Genomic DNA, 14795 nt, shown 5'->3' with positions numbered 1-14795 from the left:
GCCCGCTTGGCGGCAAGGTGACTTGGCCAGACGCATACGCTGTAATCAAGAAGCGGGGGGATGCGGTGCATCGGTCCAAGCCACCAGATGGGGGCATACCGCAACCGCATCTCATCAGGAAGGAAGACCTGGAGAAGGCGATCAAGTTTCTGAAATGCTTGGTCGATGCGACTGACGTCGCGACCGCTCTACCTGGGGCCGGATCCGCTCCAGGCTAAGCGCAGCCTGAGTTCACGCCGGCGACCTCGCGCAACAGTTGCATGCCCTCTCGGCTCGTACCAAGAGCAGCAGCGGATTGGCGGCGCACTGGAAAGCCAGCGCGAACTGGGCCGGCAACACCATCCCCCAATCAAACCGATAGTGTGTGTACCCAGGTTGAGATTCCCCAGACACTTGCGGCGTGCTCGAACATGGTCCCGAAACAACAACCGAAGACAAGGCTCCGAACGCACTCAGGGCACCGCACCTTGCGCAGCGGCGCTTCCGTTCATCCCTCTCGCTCATCCTCACAGAGAACAAAGACATCGAAGCACTTTGCGCACTGGTTCACCTGGGACAAGCCAATGCGGTGATGCAGGTCGTGTTCGACCCACGAGGCGGCGGCCCTCAGATCGGTCTTGTCGTGAGCGAGATCTCTCCTATAGGCTGGAAGGCACTCCGAATCCGGCTTGGCGAAGACCAGCTCAGGCGCTGGAAGATCAGCTGCTCAATGCCCGGCCGACCTGTTGCATGACCGTGCGGGCGAGCAGGCATGACGGAAGGCAGGACTTCCACGTGCCGATGCTAGTGACTGGCGGCCCCGGCAGCGGGCCGCGACCCCTCCTGCAAACTCACCGGCGCACCGTACCGTCAGCCACCCAATACCGCCGCCCAGCAAGCGAGCCCCCAAAGGTCGCAGCGATCGCCCCCACCACCATCGCGAGCAGTAGCGCGAGCGCAGCCTGCGATGCGCGCTTTGCGGCCTCGTCGGCCACCTGGCGCGCCTTGGCCTCGGCTTGCGCCTTTTGCTCTTCCGTGAGCGGTGCAGAAGGATCCGCAGGTGCCGCAGCGCCCGGGTTGGCCGCCTGGGCAAGACGCTGCTGGGCCTGGTTCTTCAGGTCGTCGATCGAAACGCCCGAAGGCATCTGGCGTCGCACTGCATCCGCCACAGGGCCGGAAGCGCCGGCGGCGCCCGCGGTCGCGGCCGTTCCCAGCACCTTGCCGCCGCCGCCGATGGCGGCACCGATCAGCGAGGTCACGAGGTAGGCGGTCACGATGGTGGCGAGGCCCCAGGTGAGCAGCCCGTGCAGCGAGGCGTCGGTCTTGTCGGGTGCGCCGGCCAGATGGCCAGCCACCCAGCCGCCCGCAAACAAGGCCAATGCGCTACTGGCGACCCACCAGGCGCCGGCTGCGATGCCGAAGGTGGCCGGATCGGGACTGCTGTATTTCATCGGATCGATCGTGCTCAAGCCGAGGCTTGCGCCGAGCAGGCTCAGCACCAGCTGGAGCACCATGGCGATGACGACGCCAGCGATGATGGCGCCCCATGACACGCGATGCCAGGGCCTTGGGCGCAAGAGCTCGGCTTCGGTGCGCACGGGCGCGTTGGGGCCGGGTGGGGTGTCGTAGGTGACTGTGCTCATGACTTGCTCCTCGGGTTGGTACGAGCGTGGAGTCTTGCCCCACGTTCGGAGCTTGGCCGAAGACGGCGCCGCGCTTGCACGTAGGTGGAGCCCCCCGCTGTGGATGAGCTGTCTCGAAGCCGCAGCCCGCGGGGTGTCAGGCAGGTACTACACCAAGACGCGGCGAAGTAGCTCTATCTCAACCCCGCCGCGAACGGACACCTCGACTGCTGCCACATGGCAGTGACACGGAGGCACTCATGCACCCGGGTCAACACCTTCCAGAGGAAACTGAGATGAACAAGGATCAAGTCAAAGGCGGCCTCGAGAAGGCCAAGGGCAGTGTGAAGCAGACCGTCGGCGAGGCGACGGGCAATGAGAGGCTGCAGGCCGAAGGCGCTGCCGACAAGACGGCCGGTGCCGTGCAGAAGAAGGTCGGCGACGTGAAGGAAGCGGCCAAGACCCTCACGAAGAAGCCCTGAGTTCCGGCAACTCCCGGTCGTGGTGAGAAGCGCCACGCGCGGCCGTCAGCGGCCGCGCGGCCGCAACGGCTATTGCGCCTCGATGTTCGCCACCTTCATCAGCTTCTCGGTCAGCGCGATTTCCGCCTGCAGGCTCTGCGCAAACTGCTCCGGCGTGCTCGGCACGACGGCTGCGCCATTGGCCTCGAGCTTCTCCCGCACCTCGGGCGTCGCAAGCGCCTTGGCGAGCGCATCACGTACCTTCTGAACCACGGGCGCCGGCGTGCCCTTCGGCAGGCCGAGCCCGCCGAAGGAGACGAGCGAGATGCCGGGCACGCCAGCCTCTGCGAGCGTAGGCACCTTGTCGAGCCGCGCGTTGCGCTCGGGCGAAAGCACCGCCAGCGGCACGAGCTTGCCGCCCTCGATGTGCGGCAGCGCAGGCGCGATGAGCGCGAGCGCAAAGTCGACCTGCTTGCCGGCGACGGCGTTGGTGGATTCCGAGGCACCCTTGTACGGCACATGCAGCGCCTTGGCGCCGGTGGCCGACAGCAGCAGCTCGGCGCCCATGTGCGAGGGCGTGCCGACGCCGCCGGAGGCATAGGCCATCTTGCCGGGGCTCTTGCGCAGGTGCTCGACGAGCTGCTTCACGCTGGTGATGCCGGAGTCGGGGTTGACCACGATGACCGAGTCGGACTGCGTGATGCGGCCGACGTGGATGAAGTCCTTCATCACGTCGAAGCCGGGCTTGCGGTACATGCGCATGTTGGTGGCCATGGGCGAGCCGCTGTAGACCCAGGTGTAGCCGTCGGCCGGCGCCTTGGCGGCGAGCTGGGCACCGATGTTGCCGGCCGCGCCGCCGCGGTTCTCGATGACGACGGGCTGGCCGAGGATTTTCGACATGGCGTCGCCGGTGATGCGCACGGTGGTGTCGGGCGCCGTGCCGGCGAGGTAGGGCACGATCCACTTGATGGGGCGGCTGGGGTAGTCCTGCGCGTGCGCGCCGGCGGTGGTGGCGAGCGCGGCGGCTGCGGCAGCGGCAAGGACGAGGGCGCGGCGGGTGGTGTTCATGGGTGTGTCTCCTTCGGGTGTTGTGCAGGCGTACAGGGGGCGTCAGCGGATGTCGCCGCCCAGCAGTTCGCGGGCGATGGTGTTGCGCTGGATCTCGCTGGTGCCGGTGAGCACGCGGTACATGCGCAGCATGCGGAACAGGAATTCGACGCGGCTGCCCTGGACGATGCCCTCGCCGCCGTGCACCTGCACGGCGCGGTCGGCAATGCGGAAGGCAGTCTCGGAGCAGAAGAGCTTGGCCATGGAGGCGTCGGCGCGGGGCTCGCCGCCGGCGTCGAGGGTGCGGGCCACGCTGAGCATGAGCGCGCGGGCGGCGGCAAGCTCGGTGGCCATGTCGGCCAGCATGTGCTGCACGGCCTGGAAGGCGCCGATGGGCTGGCCGAACTGGCGGCGCCGCGTGGCGTGGGCGACCGAGTCCTGCAGCGCAAGGCGCGCAAGGCCGAGCATGGCGGGGCAGTGCAGCAGCCGGTTGACGGTGATGCGCCCGAGCGCAAGGGCGAGGCCCTTGCCCTGTTCGCCTATGAGGTTGGCGGCGGGGATGCGGCAGTCGGTAAGGACGATGTTGCCGGTGCCGGACTGGCCGGCCATGGTCTTGTAGCCGGTCTCGACCTCGAAGCCCGGGCGGTCGCGCTCGACGAAGAAGGCAGTGGTCTCGCGCCGGGCCGGGTCGTCGCTGGTGGAGGCGATGACGACGGCGATGTCGCAGAAGGGCGAGCCGGAGATGAAGCGCTTGGTGCCGTTGAGGACGAACTCGTCGCCCACGCGCACGGCGCGGGTCTGCACGGCGCCGGCGTCGGAGCCGGCCTCCGGCTCGGTGATGGCGAAGCAGATGGCCTTCTCGGCGCGGGCCACGGGGAGGATGAAGCGGCCCATCTGGTCGGCCGTGGCGTGCCTTGCCAGCGCGCCGACGCGGGGCGGGCCGGAGAGTTCGCCGAGCACGTGCGCGGCAAGGGGCGAGCCGCTGGCGTAGATGGCCTCCTTGATGAGGCAGTGGTCATGCACGCTGAAGCCGGCGCCGCCCAGGGACTTGGGCAGGGTGACGCCGTAGAAGCCCTGTTCGCGCGAGCGGCGCCAGACCTCGTCGAGCACGGGGCGGGGCGCGCCGGACTCGTAGTCGATGCCGTGCTCGGCCACGAGGGGCTGCAGCTCGTCGCGGATGAAGGCCTGCACGCGCGCGATGAAATCGCGGGCGGCTTCGGAGCCTTCGAAGCGCGCGGCCTCGGCGCTGCGCGGGGCGGGGGTGGTGGTCGCGTCCATGGCGTGATCCTGTGTTCAGTTGACGCGCCGTTCGCGGCCGCGCCAGTAGGGCTCGCGCACGTCCTTGCGTGAGAGCTTGCCGTTGGCGTTCTTGGGCAGGTGGTCGATGAATTCGACCGAGCGCGGGCGCTTGAAGTCGGCGAGCCGACCGCGGCAGAAGTCCATGAGCTCGCCGGCCTCGGCCTCGGCGCCGTCCCGCAGCACGACGATGGCCTTGACCGATTCGCCCCAGTGGTCGTCGGGCACGCCGATGACGCAGACCTCGTACACGGCGGCATGCTGGGCGAGCACGGCCTCGACCTCGGTGGGGTAGACGTTGAAGCCGCCGGAGACGAGCATTTCCTTCTTGCGGTCGACGATGTGGATGTAGCCCTCGCGGTCGACGCGGGCGAGGTCGCCGGTGTGCAGCCAGCCGTCGTCGCCGAGCGCTTCGCGGGTGGGCTCGGGGGCGCGCCAGAAGCCGGCGAAGACGTCGGGGCCGCGCACGCAGATTTCGCCGATGCCGTCGCCCTCGACGGGGCGGCCCTGCTCGTCGAGCACCTGGATGTCGGATTCGCAGGAGGGGCGCCCGCAGGCAGAGAGCAGCTCGGGGCGGCCGCCTTCGATGGCGAGCGCGTGGTCCTCGATGCCGAGGGCGATGACGCCGCCGGTGGTCTCGCCGGCGCCGTAGCCTTGCGACAGCACGGGGCCGAAAGCGGCCCAGGCCTCGCGGATGCGCGCGGGGGACATGGGCGCGGCGCCGTAGGAGACCAGGCGCAGGCTGCTCAGGTCGCGGGTGCGGATGGTGGGCTCGGCGAGGAGGGCGTTGATCATCGCGGGGACGAAGAAGCACATGGTGACGCGGTGCTTCTCGATGGCCTCGAGGATCTCGGCGGGCTGGAAGCGCTCCATGAGCAGCACGGAGGCGCCCTGGTAGAGCATGGGCTGGATGAACATGCCGCTGGCGTGGGTGATGGGGCCGCAGAGCATGAGCACGTCGCCCTTGCCCGCATGCATGCGGCCCATGACGATCTTGCGCAGCGAGGCCATGCGGTTGCCGACGGTCTGCATGGCGGCCTTGAGCTTGCCGGTGGAGCCCGAGGTGTAGTGCAGCACGGCGAGCTCGTCGGCGCGCATGTCGACGTGGATGTGCGCGTCGGCGGCCTGGGCCAGCAGGGCTTCGTAGTCGAGCCAGCCGGCCTCGGCGGGCGCCGGGGCGAAGGCGATGCGGTGCTTCAGGCCTGCGAGCGGGGCGGCGGCCTCCTCGACCATGGCGCGGTGCTCGGGGCCGGCGAGGCAGGCCGCCGGCTCGGCATTGGCGAGCGCATCGGCCAGCTCGGCGGGGGCGAGGCGCGCGTTGAGCGCGACCTTGACCAGGCCCAGCTTGTAGAGCGCGCACTCGAGCTCGACGATCTCGGGGCGGTTGGGCGAGACGACGGCGACGCGGTCGCCGCGCTGCAGGCCGAGCGCGAGCAGGGCGTGCGCAAGGCGGTTCGATCGCCGCTCCAGCTCGGCGTAGCTGACCACGCGGTCGCGGAAGAAGATGGCGGGCCGGTCGGCCCAGAAGCGCGCACTGCGCGCGGTGTACATGCCGAGGTTCATGGTGATGGTGTCTCCGTATGGCCTGAAGTCTAGGAAGACGAGGGGCTGCGTTGGATAAGCGAGCGGGCGGCTTTGATAAGCTGGCGTGATCACCCGACAAGGGGCCCCGCGCAGGGCCCGGAGGCAAGCGACATGGGCGTGCGGCTCGACGACATCGACTATTTCCTGGCGGTGGCGCATCACGGCAAGGTGCGGGCCGCCGCTGCGGCGCTGGACGTGTCGCAGCCGGCCATCACGCAGGGGCTGCAGCGCCTGGAGAAGGAGCTGGGTTTTCCGCTCTTCGAGCGCAGCAGCCGCGGGATGCAGCTGACGGCGGTGGCCACGCAGTTCCGCGAGCGCACGCAGGCGCTGCGCGCGAGCCTGGGGGATGCGATCAAGGAGGCGGCGGACATGCACCTCGGCGAGCTGGGCCTGCTGCGCGTGGGCGTGTCGCCGCTCTATGCGCAGCGGCTGTTCGTGCCGGCGACGGTAGCGCTGCACCGGCAGCGGCCGGCCGCGCGGCTGCGGCTGATGCTGAATTTGAACGATGCGCTGGTGGCGGCGCTGCGGCTGGGGGACATCGACCTGTCGATCAACGCGCTGCCGGGCGTGGTCCCGCCGGACCTGCATGCGCTGCCGCTGATCGACGACGCGCTGTGCCTGGTGGTGCGCGAGCACCACCCGCTGCTGTCGAAGCGGCGCCAGCGGCTGCAGGACCTGGTCGATGCGCGGTGGATCCTGCCCGGGCCGGCCGTTGCGGCGCGCCGCAACGTGGAAGGCCGGCTGGCCGAGGCCGGGCTGCCGCCGCCGCGCGTGACGGTGGAGGTGAGCAACACGGCGGGCGGGCAGCTGAACCGGCTGGTGGCGCAGAGCGACCTGGTGTCGATCATGAGCGAGTCGCAGCTGGGCATGGCGATCGGCGAAGGACTGGCGCCGCTGCCGATGGCGGATGCGCGCTTCACGCGCACCATCGGCGCACTGACGCGCAAGGGCGCTGCACTGCCACCGCTGGCGCAGCGCTTCCTGGAGCTGCTGGAGGAGACGGCGCGCGCGGAGGCCGCGCCGGCGCGTCGCGCGGCGCGCAGGGGCGGGCGGGCTTAGCCGCCAGGCCAGCCCGGGCGCCGGGCCGCTCCGGCCTCCAGCGCCGTGTAGGCCGGCGCTGATTGCGCACGGCGCGATCGAGCGCAATCATTCGTCGGAATATCGAGGACTGATGTATGAACCTGTTGAGCGTCGACCTCTACCAGAGTGCTACCAATCCAAAGAAATTCCTGGCGCTTCCGGCGGGAGTCGATCCGGCCGAGCTGACGGGCCCGATGGTCTTCGACAAGGACTACGCGGAAATCGTCCGATATCAGGAGGCCTTCGAGTTCGATCCTGCCGAACCGTATGCGGGGGTCAACGCCGCCAAGATCGCTGCAGACCTCTTGACATTGAAGTGGGCGATGTACCAGCGCACGTAGAGCAGTCCAGGCGGCAGAACAGGGTCTTCATCGCCGAGTCGCCGCGCTTGTCGCGTGTGATCGGCTACTTGCGCGCGAACAAGGGCTGCTCGAAATGCGCGACGCGCGTCACGCGCCCTGCGAAGCACAGCTCGCGGAACTGGTAGAGGAAGGCCGCGGTCGGTGCCGCGATCCAGGTGTCTCCCACCGGCATGCGCAGCACCGGATGAACGCTGTCGTCGATGGCGTCCAGCAGCGGCGCATCGGCGCGCTTGAACTCGGCGATGGGAATGCGATGGATGCTCGCGACCTCGGCTTCGCTCGGCACCAGCTCGCGCGCGGCGCCGGCCCAGACGACGACGGGCGTGATGGCGAAGCCGGAGCGCGTGACGAAGTCGTCGAGACGGCCGAGGATCGTGGCCTCGTCGAGCTTCAGGCCGACTTCTTCATGGAGCTCGCGCAGAGCTGCCTGCTCCGGCGTTTCGTCGCCGTCGATGCTTCCGCCGGGCAGTGCCCACTGGCCCGCGTGGTTGCGCATGTGCGAGGGACGCCGGGTGAGGAGCACGGCGGCTTCGCGGCTCCACGCCGCCGGGGCGGGGATGCCGGGCAACGCGGCGCCGAAGCCCTCTTCGACGATTGCCAAGGCGACGGCTGCACGTCTGGCGCCGCGTGCGTGCAACGCCAGCAGATCGAAGCGGCGAAGAAGTTCGGCGATCGAAGCACGCAGCGCATCATCCAATGGCATTCACGATTCTCCAGGTGCGGCCGGCAAGAGCGCCAACGCGGCACCAAGTGTCGCTCGGCAACCTTGCAGGTCCTCTCAAGCATGGAGCCCGAGTTTCTTCTTGATCTCCTCGACCCGCGTCTTGTTGCGCCACCGATCAAGATTCATGTCGATGTGGGCTGCGTAGCGGCGCAGAGCCGGCGGTATGGCGGTAGGCAGCAAGTGAAGAATGCGTAACGCGTCTCCTCCCATGAGAAAAAGCGTCGCCACAAGCTGGGATGCTTCCTCGTTCTTTGGCTTGAGGTGGTTCGCAATGGTGAACAGGCTAGTCCATTGAGGGCGATTCAGCCCGAGCAGATACTCGACGACTTCGCTGACTGTCTCCTTGTTCGCCAGTTGAGCCATGACTCCCTGTGCCAAGGTGTAGTCATATTGCTTGAAGGCCAGCAACAGCACCTGCTGCGACGCGACGACCGAGGGCTCCTCGCTGGGCGGCGGCAGAGAAGAAGCCTCCACGGGTGTCGTAGGCAGCAGAGACTGCTCTGGCGCGACGGAAGCGGCCTTGTCACCGGGCCCTGACCACGCCGGCTCGCGCCTTCCCCTCGGCGTCGGCTCTTGGACAGGCACGTCAGGCGCTGCGGAAAGCGCGATCTGTCCCGCATCTCTCTTCCTCGACGGCTGGGGCTGCCCGACCGTCAGCAGCGCCTGGTCGACCTGCTCTTGCGACGGTGTTCCCACGGCCGGGACATGCGTGGCACCGAGGTTGTCCAGTGCCAGGAAAACGTAACACATGTATGCCTGGTGAAGGTCCTGCGGCCCATGTTCACCCAGCGCGAAGGATTGGCCGAGCAGCTGTTCGAATGCATCCTTGATTTGCAGCGCCAGAATCTGCGGGTCCATCGGTGGCGCCACTGCGCCCAGCCCCAGCTCCAGCCGGTTGTCCAGCCATCGCGCCTGTGCGATCAGCAGTGGCGGCAACGCTTCGTCCGCCGGCGAGGCCTTGTAAAGCCGATCGGCCGTGCCCGCCTCGACGCCGCCCATCTCGCCGTTCAGCCAGGGATCGGTGTACTGGGTCCGCGCGTCGAAGCAGCCGTGCATCGCGGAATCGGAGGTCACCGTTTCAACAAGAGAGCCCACGTGCTTGAGCGCATCTTCAATGCCTCGGCGCTTCATCTCGGCGGCCGCGGAGTGGGCCAGCGACCACACATCGTCGATCGACAGGCAACCACGATGGTCGAACACTTCCTGCTGCAATGCTTTCGCTACATTGCGCCACACGTCGCGCTTGGAGGTCTTGGGGAACGGCTGCTGCGCGATCAGCTGGCGCAGGGGCCTGGCAGCGTAGCCGGCGCGCAGCACAGTCATCTGTTGCGGGGTCAGCCGAAGCACATCGCGCAGCGCAGGAACGTCGAGGCCGATGCTCGGCCCGTTGCTGATCGCCTCGAGGATCGATTCCCGGTCGGCGGGGTGTGCCCGGCGCAATACCCATTCGACCCGTCGCTGCGCTTGGGTCGCTACGGCGATTTCACTCGAGTGATCGACCTCGATGAATACCTGGCCGTTGCTGATCCGGAAGCCCGGGGCAGAGAACCGGAAGCCTTCCACCACCGGCGTTTGCGAGCCGGGCCAGCGGTTCGGGTTGAAAGGTACGAAAGGAGTGGTATGGGCGGATGTGGGTCGCATTGGGAAGTGGCTGGTTGGATGTCGGTCCAACTGAGTAACCCGAAAGGATCAACCGCTCCCTCGCTTTTTCTCCCAACGCGAGTAATACCAAAGCTCATGTGCCGCATCGCGCAATCACTCTGCTGCGCTCGATTCGACTCGACCTGTCCGCCACTGCCGGCGCTGAGCGTCAGCCTTCCTCGACGAAGGCCTCTTCGCGCTTGGACCTGACCGCCGGCATCAGCACGATCACCAGCATCAGCCCCGCCGCGATCAGCAGGCCGGCCGAGATGGGCCGTGTGACGAGCACCTCCCACGAGCCGCGCGACAACAGGAGCGCACGTCTCAGGTTCTCTTCCATCATCGGCCCGAGGATCAGCCCCAGCAGCAGCGGCGCCGGCTCGCACCCCAGCTTGTGGAAGGCATAGCCGACGATGCCGAACAGGCCCACCATCCATACGTCGAAGGTGTTGTTGTTGGTCGAGTACACCCCGATGGCGCAGAACAGCACGATGGCCGGGAAGAGCCACTTGTAGGGGATGGAGAGGAACTTGATCCAGATGCCGATCAGCGGGAGGTTCAGCACCACCAGCATCAGGTTGCCGATCCACATCGAGGCGATCAGGCCCCAGAAGAGCTCCGGGTTGCTGGTCATCACCTGCGGGCCGGGCTGGATGTTGTGGATGGTCATCGCACCCACCATCAACGCCATGACCGGATTGCCGGGAATGCCGAGGGTGAGCAGCGGGATGAAGGAGGTCTGGGCGCCCGCGTTGTTGGCCGATTCGGGGCCGGCCACGCCGCGGATGTTGCCCTGTCCGAAGGGCACCTCCTTGGCGCCCAGCTTGAGCTTCTTCTCGAGCGTGTAGGAGGCAAAGGCCGACAGCAGCGAACCGCCGCCGGGCAGGATGCCGAGCGAGCAGCCCAGCGCGGTCCCGCGCAGCGCCGCAGGGATGATGTGCCTGAAGTCCTCGCGGGTGGGCCACAGTCCGTGCACTTCGGCGGTGTAGATCTGACGCTCGTCGTCGGGCTTCGACAGGTTGGCGATGATCTCGCCGTAGCCGAACACGCCCATCGCGATCGCGATGAAGCTGATGCCGTCGGTCAGCTCCGGGATGTCGAAGCTGTAGCGCGCCACGCCCGAGTTCACGTCGGTGCCGACCAGGCCCAGCAGCAGGCCGAGGATGATCATGCAGATGGCCTTGAGCAGCGAGCCCGAGGCCAGCACGACGGCGCCGATGAGGCCCAGCACCATCAGCGAGAAATACTCGGCAGGGCCGAACTTGAAGGCCAGCTCGGTCAGCGGCGGCGCGAAGGCCGCGAGCACCAGCGTGGCGACGCTGCCCGCGAAGAACGAGCCCAGGCCGGCGGTCGCGAGTGCCGCGCCCGCCCGGCCGCGCTTGGCCATCTGGTGCCCGTCGATCACCGTCACGACGGAGGACGATTCGCCCGGCAGGTTGACCAGGATGGCGGTGGTTGAGCCGCCGTACTGCGAGCCGTAGTAGATGCCCGCCAGCATGATCAGCGCGGCCACCGGCGGCAGCGCGTAGGTGACCGGCAGCAGCATGGCGATGGTGGGCACGGGCCCGATGCCGGGCAGCACGCCGATCAGCGTGCCCAGCAGGCAGCCGACGAAGGCGTAGACCAGGTTCTGCAGCGAGACGGCGTGGCTGAAGCCGAGCGCGAGGTTGTCGAGAAGCTCCATGACGATTCGCGTCCTTAGCCGGTGATGAAAGTGGGCCAGACCTGGAACTGCAGGCTCAGGCCGAGGATGAAGGTGAGATAGCTGCCGATGGCCAGCACGGTGGCGAGGATCAGCGCCGACTTCATGTGGAAGCTGGATCCCGCGAGGCTCGCGACCACGACCAGCGCGTAGATCGCGACGATCAGGCCCAGGGCCGGCAGGCCGATGCTGGGCAGCCCGCCCAGCAGCACGCCGAAGACGAGGTTGGCGCCGATGACGAACAGCAGCGGCTTCCAGGCGATGCGGCCGACGGGCTCGCCGTCCACGGTGTCGATGGTCATGGAGCTCAGGATGACGCCGAGGCCCAGGATGGCCAGCAGCACGCCGAGCATGAGCGGGAAGTAGCCAGGTCCCATGCGGGCGCCGGTGCCGATGCTGTAGTTGGTGGCGCCGATCGCGAACGCGGCGCCGACGACGGCAAACATCAAGCCCGAGAAGAAGTCTCGTTGACTCCTGATTTTCATGAGTGTGCTTTCGAAGGGTCGGAGAAGGGTCGGAGAGGGGGAGACGACCGCCGTCCGGGCCAGGCCGGTTGGCCATGCAAAGCGCGAGAGCCAAGCAGAGGCGGCGCCCGGTCTCGCCTGCGGATGCAGGCGCTTGACGGCGCCGCGATCGAATTACGTCATGTTATGAGGCTTTTTACCTCACATCATGAGTAATTACCCTGAGCCCCCGGCGCTTCCGCCGCGCCAGCGCGCTGGCGGCGCCTTGTTACATTGCGGGGACTTCCAGCAGGTCCAACACCATGTCCAAGAACGAGCAGAGCGCGTCGAAGCTGCGCCTGGAGGCGCTGTCGACATTCAGGCACCGGCTGCGCAGCTTTCTGCGATTCAGCGAGGATGCGGCGCGCGAGGCCGGCATCACCGTGCAGCAGTACCAGGTGCTGCTGCACACGCAGGGCTTCCCCGGCCGCGAATGGGCCTCCATCAGCGAGATCGCCGAGCGCCTCCAGGCGCAACCGCACGGGGTGGTGGCGCTGGTGACACGCTGCGAAGAGGCCGGCCTGGTCAGGCGCCAGCCCAGCACCGTCGACCGGCGGCTGGTCGAGGTGCACCTGCTGCCCAAGGGGCGCAAGGTGCTGGCAAAACTCGCGCGGCAGCACGCGCTGGAGCTGTCGCACCTGGCCGAGGCGGTCCGGCTCGCGAGCGAGATCGGCGGCGAGATCGACGAGAGCTAAGACGGGCTGGCCTGGTCTTGTTGCGCAGGCAGCGCCCCTTGTGTCCGCCGGCCAGAGCGACGGTGAAGGCAGCCGCCGGCCGGCATGGGTATCGCCACGCGGCAAAGGGGAACACAATGGCCGGCTCAGCGCTCGCAGGGGTAGCCCTATGCAGAATGATTCAAACCCGGCCTTGGCCCTGCGGCGGCTGATCGACGGCTACCAGCTGTCGCAGGCGCTCCACGTCGCGGCGACGCTCGGTATCGCCGACCTGCTTGCCGAGGGCGAGCACAGCGCCGACGAGCTGGCGGACTCCACCGGCACGCACGCACCGACGCTCTACCGGCTGCTGCGCGCGCTGGCGAGCGTAGAAATCCTGCACGAAGGCGAGGCGCAGCGCTTTGCGCTCGCGCCGCTGGGCCAGCCGCTGCGCTCGGATGCGGAAGGCTCGATGGCCGCCTGGGCCGCCTTCGTCGGCGGGCCGACGTATTGGCAGGCCTGGAGCGGGCTGCTGCACAGCGTGCGCACCGGCGAGAACGCCTTCGTCCACATGCACGGCCAGGACGTCTGGAGCCATCGCGCAGCGCATCCTGAGAACGGCGCGGTTTTCGATCGCGCGATGGCGGCGCTGTCGAAGCGGGCCTCGGCCGCGGTGCTCGCGGCCTACGACTTCTCGGACCTGCGCACCGTCGTCGACGTGGGCGGCGGCAACGGCGCGCTGCTGGCGGCGGTGCTGGCCGCGCATCCTCATCTGCAGGGAACCTTGCTGGATCTGCCCCAGGTGGTCGGGAGAGCACACGAGCGGCTGGCCGACGCGGGCGTTGGCGATCGGTGCCGCGTCGTCGGCGGCAGCTTCTTCGAGCAGGTGCCGGCGGGAGCCGATGCCTACCTGCTGCGCTCCGTCATTCACGACTGGGACGATGGCGACGCGGTGCGCATTCTCACGACGGTGGCGAAGGGATTGGCCCCGCACAGCCGGGTGCTGCTGCTGGAGCGCGTGATTGCACCGCCGAACGAAGGGCGCGACGCCAAGTTCTCCGATCTCAACATGCTGGTGTCGCCGGGCGGGCGCGAGCGCACGCAGGCGGAGTTCGAAGCCGTGCTCGTGGCCGCAGGGCTGAGGCTGCGCCGCGTGGTCGACGCGGGCGCCTTCTCGGTGCTCGAAGCCGGCGCGGCGGCGCCCTGAGCTTCGTTCAGGCGATCAGCGCATCCAGCAGCCGCGCCACGTGCACCGCCTGGCGCTGCGCGCCGTCGGCGATCTGGTGGCGGCAGCTGGTGCCGTCGGCCAGGACGATCGCGTCGGGCTGGCTGCGCACCGCGGGCAGCAGTGCGGCCTCGGCCATGCGCATCGACACCTCGTAATGCGCGGCCTCGTAGCCGAAGCTGCCGGCCATGCCGCAGCAGGAGCTCTCGATGAGCTCGGGCTTTGCATCGGGGATGAGCTTCAGCACCTCGAGGATGGGGCTCACCGCGCCGAAGGCCTTCTGGTGGCAGTGGCCGTGCAGCAGGATGGGCTTGCCGGCGGGCTTGAGGCCGAGCTTGAAGCGACCCTCGCGCATTTCGCGCGCGATGAATTCCTCGAACAGCAGCGCCTGGGCCGCGACGGTCCGCGCCTTGTCGCCCAGGCCCATCGCCAGCGTCTCGTCGCGCAGGGTCAGCAGGCAGGAAGGCTCCAGCCCGACGATGGGCACGCCCTCCTCGGCCAGGGGCAGCAGCGCGTCGACGAGCGCGCCGGCGCGGGCCCTGGCCTCGTCCACCATGCCGCTGGCAAGGTAGGTGCGGCCGCAGCAATGGTGGCCGCTGAATTTCTCGACCGTGTGCAGCAGGTAGCCGGCCGCCTTGAGCACGCGGGCGGCGGCCCAGGCGTTCTCGCTTTCGAAGCCGCCGTTGAAGGTGTCGACGAAGAGCACCGCGGCCTTGCGCCCGCTGCAGGCAGCGGCGATGACCATGTCGCTGCTGGTGAAGAGCGTCGCGTCGCGCTCGCGCCAGAAGGTGTCGCCGCGGAACTCCGGCAGCGAACGCCTTGCCGACAGGCCGAGCAGCCGCTCGCCCAGCCAGGCGGCGCCGGGCAGCCGGTTGCGCAGGTTGAAGAGCCAGGGCATGCGGCTGGCGGTGTGCAG

At 68.3% G+C, this 14795-nt stretch carries 15 protein-coding genes; 6 read left to right on the top strand and 9 right to left on the bottom strand.

Features of this window, described 5'->3' with window-relative positions; all coding sequences use genetic code 11:
• Nucleotides 1–400: 400 nt before the first annotated feature.
• Nucleotides 401–733: a hypothetical protein gene (locus tag APY03_RS41270; RefSeq protein WP_146039291.1), complete on the top strand. Its 333-nt coding sequence runs from the start codon at nt 401–403 to the stop codon at nt 731–733.
• 97 nt (nt 734–830) lie between these two features.
• On the opposite strand, the gene APY03_RS07045 is transcribed toward APY03_RS41270, so the two are convergent.
• On the bottom strand, nt 831–1622 hold the full coding sequence (locus APY03_RS07045) for a hypothetical protein (RefSeq protein WP_068675278.1): 792 nt from the start codon (nt 1620–1622) through the stop codon (nt 831–833).
• A 275-nt stretch (nt 1623–1897) separates the two neighbouring features.
• On the opposite strand from APY03_RS07045, the gene APY03_RS07040 reads away from it, so the two are divergent.
• Nucleotides 1898–2083 (top strand): CsbD family protein, encoded by a 186-nt coding sequence (locus tag APY03_RS07040; RefSeq protein WP_068675276.1) that lies wholly within the window; start codon nt 1898–1900, stop codon nt 2081–2083.
• 69 nt (nt 2084–2152) lie between these two features.
• On the opposite strand, the gene APY03_RS07035 is transcribed toward APY03_RS07040, so the two are convergent.
• Genes APY03_RS07035 through APY03_RS07025 form a run of 3 tightly spaced genes read right to left on the bottom strand, consistent with a single transcriptional unit; the run spans nt 2153 to nt 5968 of the window.
• Nucleotides 2153–3130, bottom strand: coding sequence for a Bug family tripartite tricarboxylate transporter substrate binding protein (locus tag APY03_RS07035; RefSeq protein ID WP_068675274.1), 978 nt, complete (start codon nt 3128–3130; stop codon nt 2153–2155).
• Nucleotides 3131–3172: 42 nt separating this feature from the next.
• Nucleotides 3173–4387: an acyl-CoA dehydrogenase family protein gene (locus tag APY03_RS07030; RefSeq protein WP_068675272.1), complete on the bottom strand. Its 1215-nt coding sequence runs from the start codon at nt 4385–4387 to the stop codon at nt 3173–3175.
• 15 nt (nt 4388–4402) lie between these two features.
• Nucleotides 4403–5968 (bottom strand): AMP-binding protein, encoded by a 1566-nt coding sequence (locus tag APY03_RS07025; RefSeq protein ID WP_068675270.1) that lies wholly within the window; start codon nt 5966–5968, stop codon nt 4403–4405.
• 132 nt (nt 5969–6100) lie between these two features.
• Here APY03_RS07025 and APY03_RS07020 point away from each other — a divergent pair, with 132 nt between their 5' ends.
• Entirely contained in the window at nt 6101–7048 is a 948-nt protein-coding gene (locus tag APY03_RS07020) for a LysR family transcriptional regulator (RefSeq protein ID WP_068675268.1), read from the top strand.
• Nucleotides 7049–7164: 116 nt separating this feature from the next.
• Complete coding sequence (locus APY03_RS07015; protein WP_068675266.1) at nt 7165–7410, top strand: hypothetical protein; 246 nt, start codon at nt 7165–7167, stop codon at nt 7408–7410.
• Between the two features lie 64 nt (nt 7411–7474).
• Here APY03_RS07015 and APY03_RS07010 read toward each other — a convergent pair whose 3' ends face one another.
• The 4 genes from APY03_RS07010 to APY03_RS06995 form a co-directional block, all read right to left on the bottom strand.
• Nucleotides 7475–8134 carry an NUDIX hydrolase gene (locus tag APY03_RS07010; protein WP_068675264.1) on the bottom strand — a complete coding sequence of 220 codons (660 nt, stop codon included), beginning with the start codon at nt 8132–8134 and terminating at the stop codon, nt 7475–7477.
• Nucleotides 8135–8209: 75 nt separating this feature from the next.
• Nucleotides 8210–9796, bottom strand: coding sequence for a hypothetical protein (locus APY03_RS07005; protein ID WP_146039290.1), 1587 nt, complete (start codon nt 9794–9796; stop codon nt 8210–8212).
• A 169-nt stretch (nt 9797–9965) separates the two neighbouring features.
• Nucleotides 9966–11480 (bottom strand): tripartite tricarboxylate transporter permease, encoded by a 1515-nt coding sequence (locus APY03_RS07000; RefSeq protein ID WP_068675260.1) that lies wholly within the window; start codon nt 11478–11480, stop codon nt 9966–9968.
• Nucleotides 11481–11494: 14 nt separating this feature from the next.
• Entirely contained in the window at nt 11495–11983 is a 489-nt protein-coding gene (locus APY03_RS06995) for a tripartite tricarboxylate transporter TctB family protein (protein WP_068675258.1), read from the bottom strand.
• A 281-nt stretch (nt 11984–12264) separates the two neighbouring features.
• On the opposite strand from APY03_RS06995, the gene APY03_RS06990 reads away from it, so the two are divergent.
• Entirely contained in the window at nt 12265–12696 is a 432-nt protein-coding gene (locus APY03_RS06990) for a MarR family winged helix-turn-helix transcriptional regulator (RefSeq protein WP_068675256.1), read from the top strand.
• 148 nt (nt 12697–12844) lie between these two features.
• The gene (locus APY03_RS06985; RefSeq protein ID WP_068675254.1) at nt 12845–13861 is read left to right on the top strand and encodes a methyltransferase; all 1017 of its coding nucleotides are present in this window, start codon (nt 12845–12847) and stop codon (nt 13859–13861) included.
• 7 nt (nt 13862–13868) lie between these two features.
• Here APY03_RS06985 and APY03_RS43375 read toward each other — a convergent pair.
• A partial coding sequence (locus APY03_RS43375) for a (Fe-S)-binding protein (protein WP_269747365.1) occupies nt 13869–14795 on the bottom strand: 927 nt, incomplete at its 5' end.

It is taken from the genome of Variovorax sp. WDL1 (genome assembly GCF_001541225.1).
Classification (GTDB): domain Bacteria; phylum Pseudomonadota; class Gammaproteobacteria; order Burkholderiales; family Burkholderiaceae_C; genus Variovorax.
The sequence above is the reverse complement of the archived record's forward strand: the minus strand, read 5'-3'. Positions and strand labels throughout refer to the sequence as shown.

Bases quoted from the DNA above. Each gene is read 5' to 3' on its own strand.
- APY03_RS07045 (WP_068675278.1), bottom strand. From the start codon at position 1,622: ATGAGCACAGTCACCTACGACACCCCACCCGGCCCCAACGCGCCCGTG.
- APY03_RS07040 (WP_068675276.1), top strand. From the start codon at position 1,898: ATGAACAAGGATCAAGTCAAAGGCGGCCTCGAGAAGGCCAAGGGCAGT.
- APY03_RS07035 (WP_068675274.1), bottom strand. From the start codon at position 3,130: ATGAACACCACCCGCCGCGCCCTCGTCCTTGCCGCTGCCGCAGCCGCC.
- APY03_RS07030 (WP_068675272.1), bottom strand. From the start codon at position 4,387: ATGGACGCGACCACCACCCCCGCCCCGCGCAGCGCCGAGGCCGCGCGC.
- APY03_RS07025 (WP_068675270.1), bottom strand. From the start codon at position 5,968: ATGAACCTCGGCATGTACACCGCGCGCAGTGCGCGCTTCTGGGCCGAC.
- APY03_RS07020 (WP_068675268.1), top strand. From the start codon at position 6,101: ATGGGCGTGCGGCTCGACGACATCGACTATTTCCTGGCGGTGGCGCAT.
- APY03_RS07015 (WP_068675266.1), top strand. From the start codon at position 7,165: ATGAACCTGTTGAGCGTCGACCTCTACCAGAGTGCTACCAATCCAAAG.
- APY03_RS07010 (WP_068675264.1), bottom strand. From the start codon at position 8,134: ATGCCATTGGATGATGCGCTGCGTGCTTCGATCGCCGAACTTCTTCGC.
- APY03_RS07005 (WP_146039290.1), bottom strand. From the start codon at position 9,796: ATGCGACCCACATCCGCCCATACCACTCCTTTCGTACCTTTCAACCCG.
- APY03_RS07000 (WP_068675260.1), bottom strand. From the start codon at position 11,480: ATGGAGCTTCTCGACAACCTCGCGCTCGGCTTCAGCCACGCCGTCTCG.
- APY03_RS06995 (WP_068675258.1), bottom strand. From the start codon at position 11,983: ATGAAAATCAGGAGTCAACGAGACTTCTTCTCGGGCTTGATGTTTGCC.
- APY03_RS06990 (WP_068675256.1), top strand. From the start codon at position 12,265: ATGTCCAAGAACGAGCAGAGCGCGTCGAAGCTGCGCCTGGAGGCGCTG.
- APY03_RS06985 (WP_068675254.1), top strand. From the start codon at position 12,845: ATGCAGAATGATTCAAACCCGGCCTTGGCCCTGCGGCGGCTGATCGAC.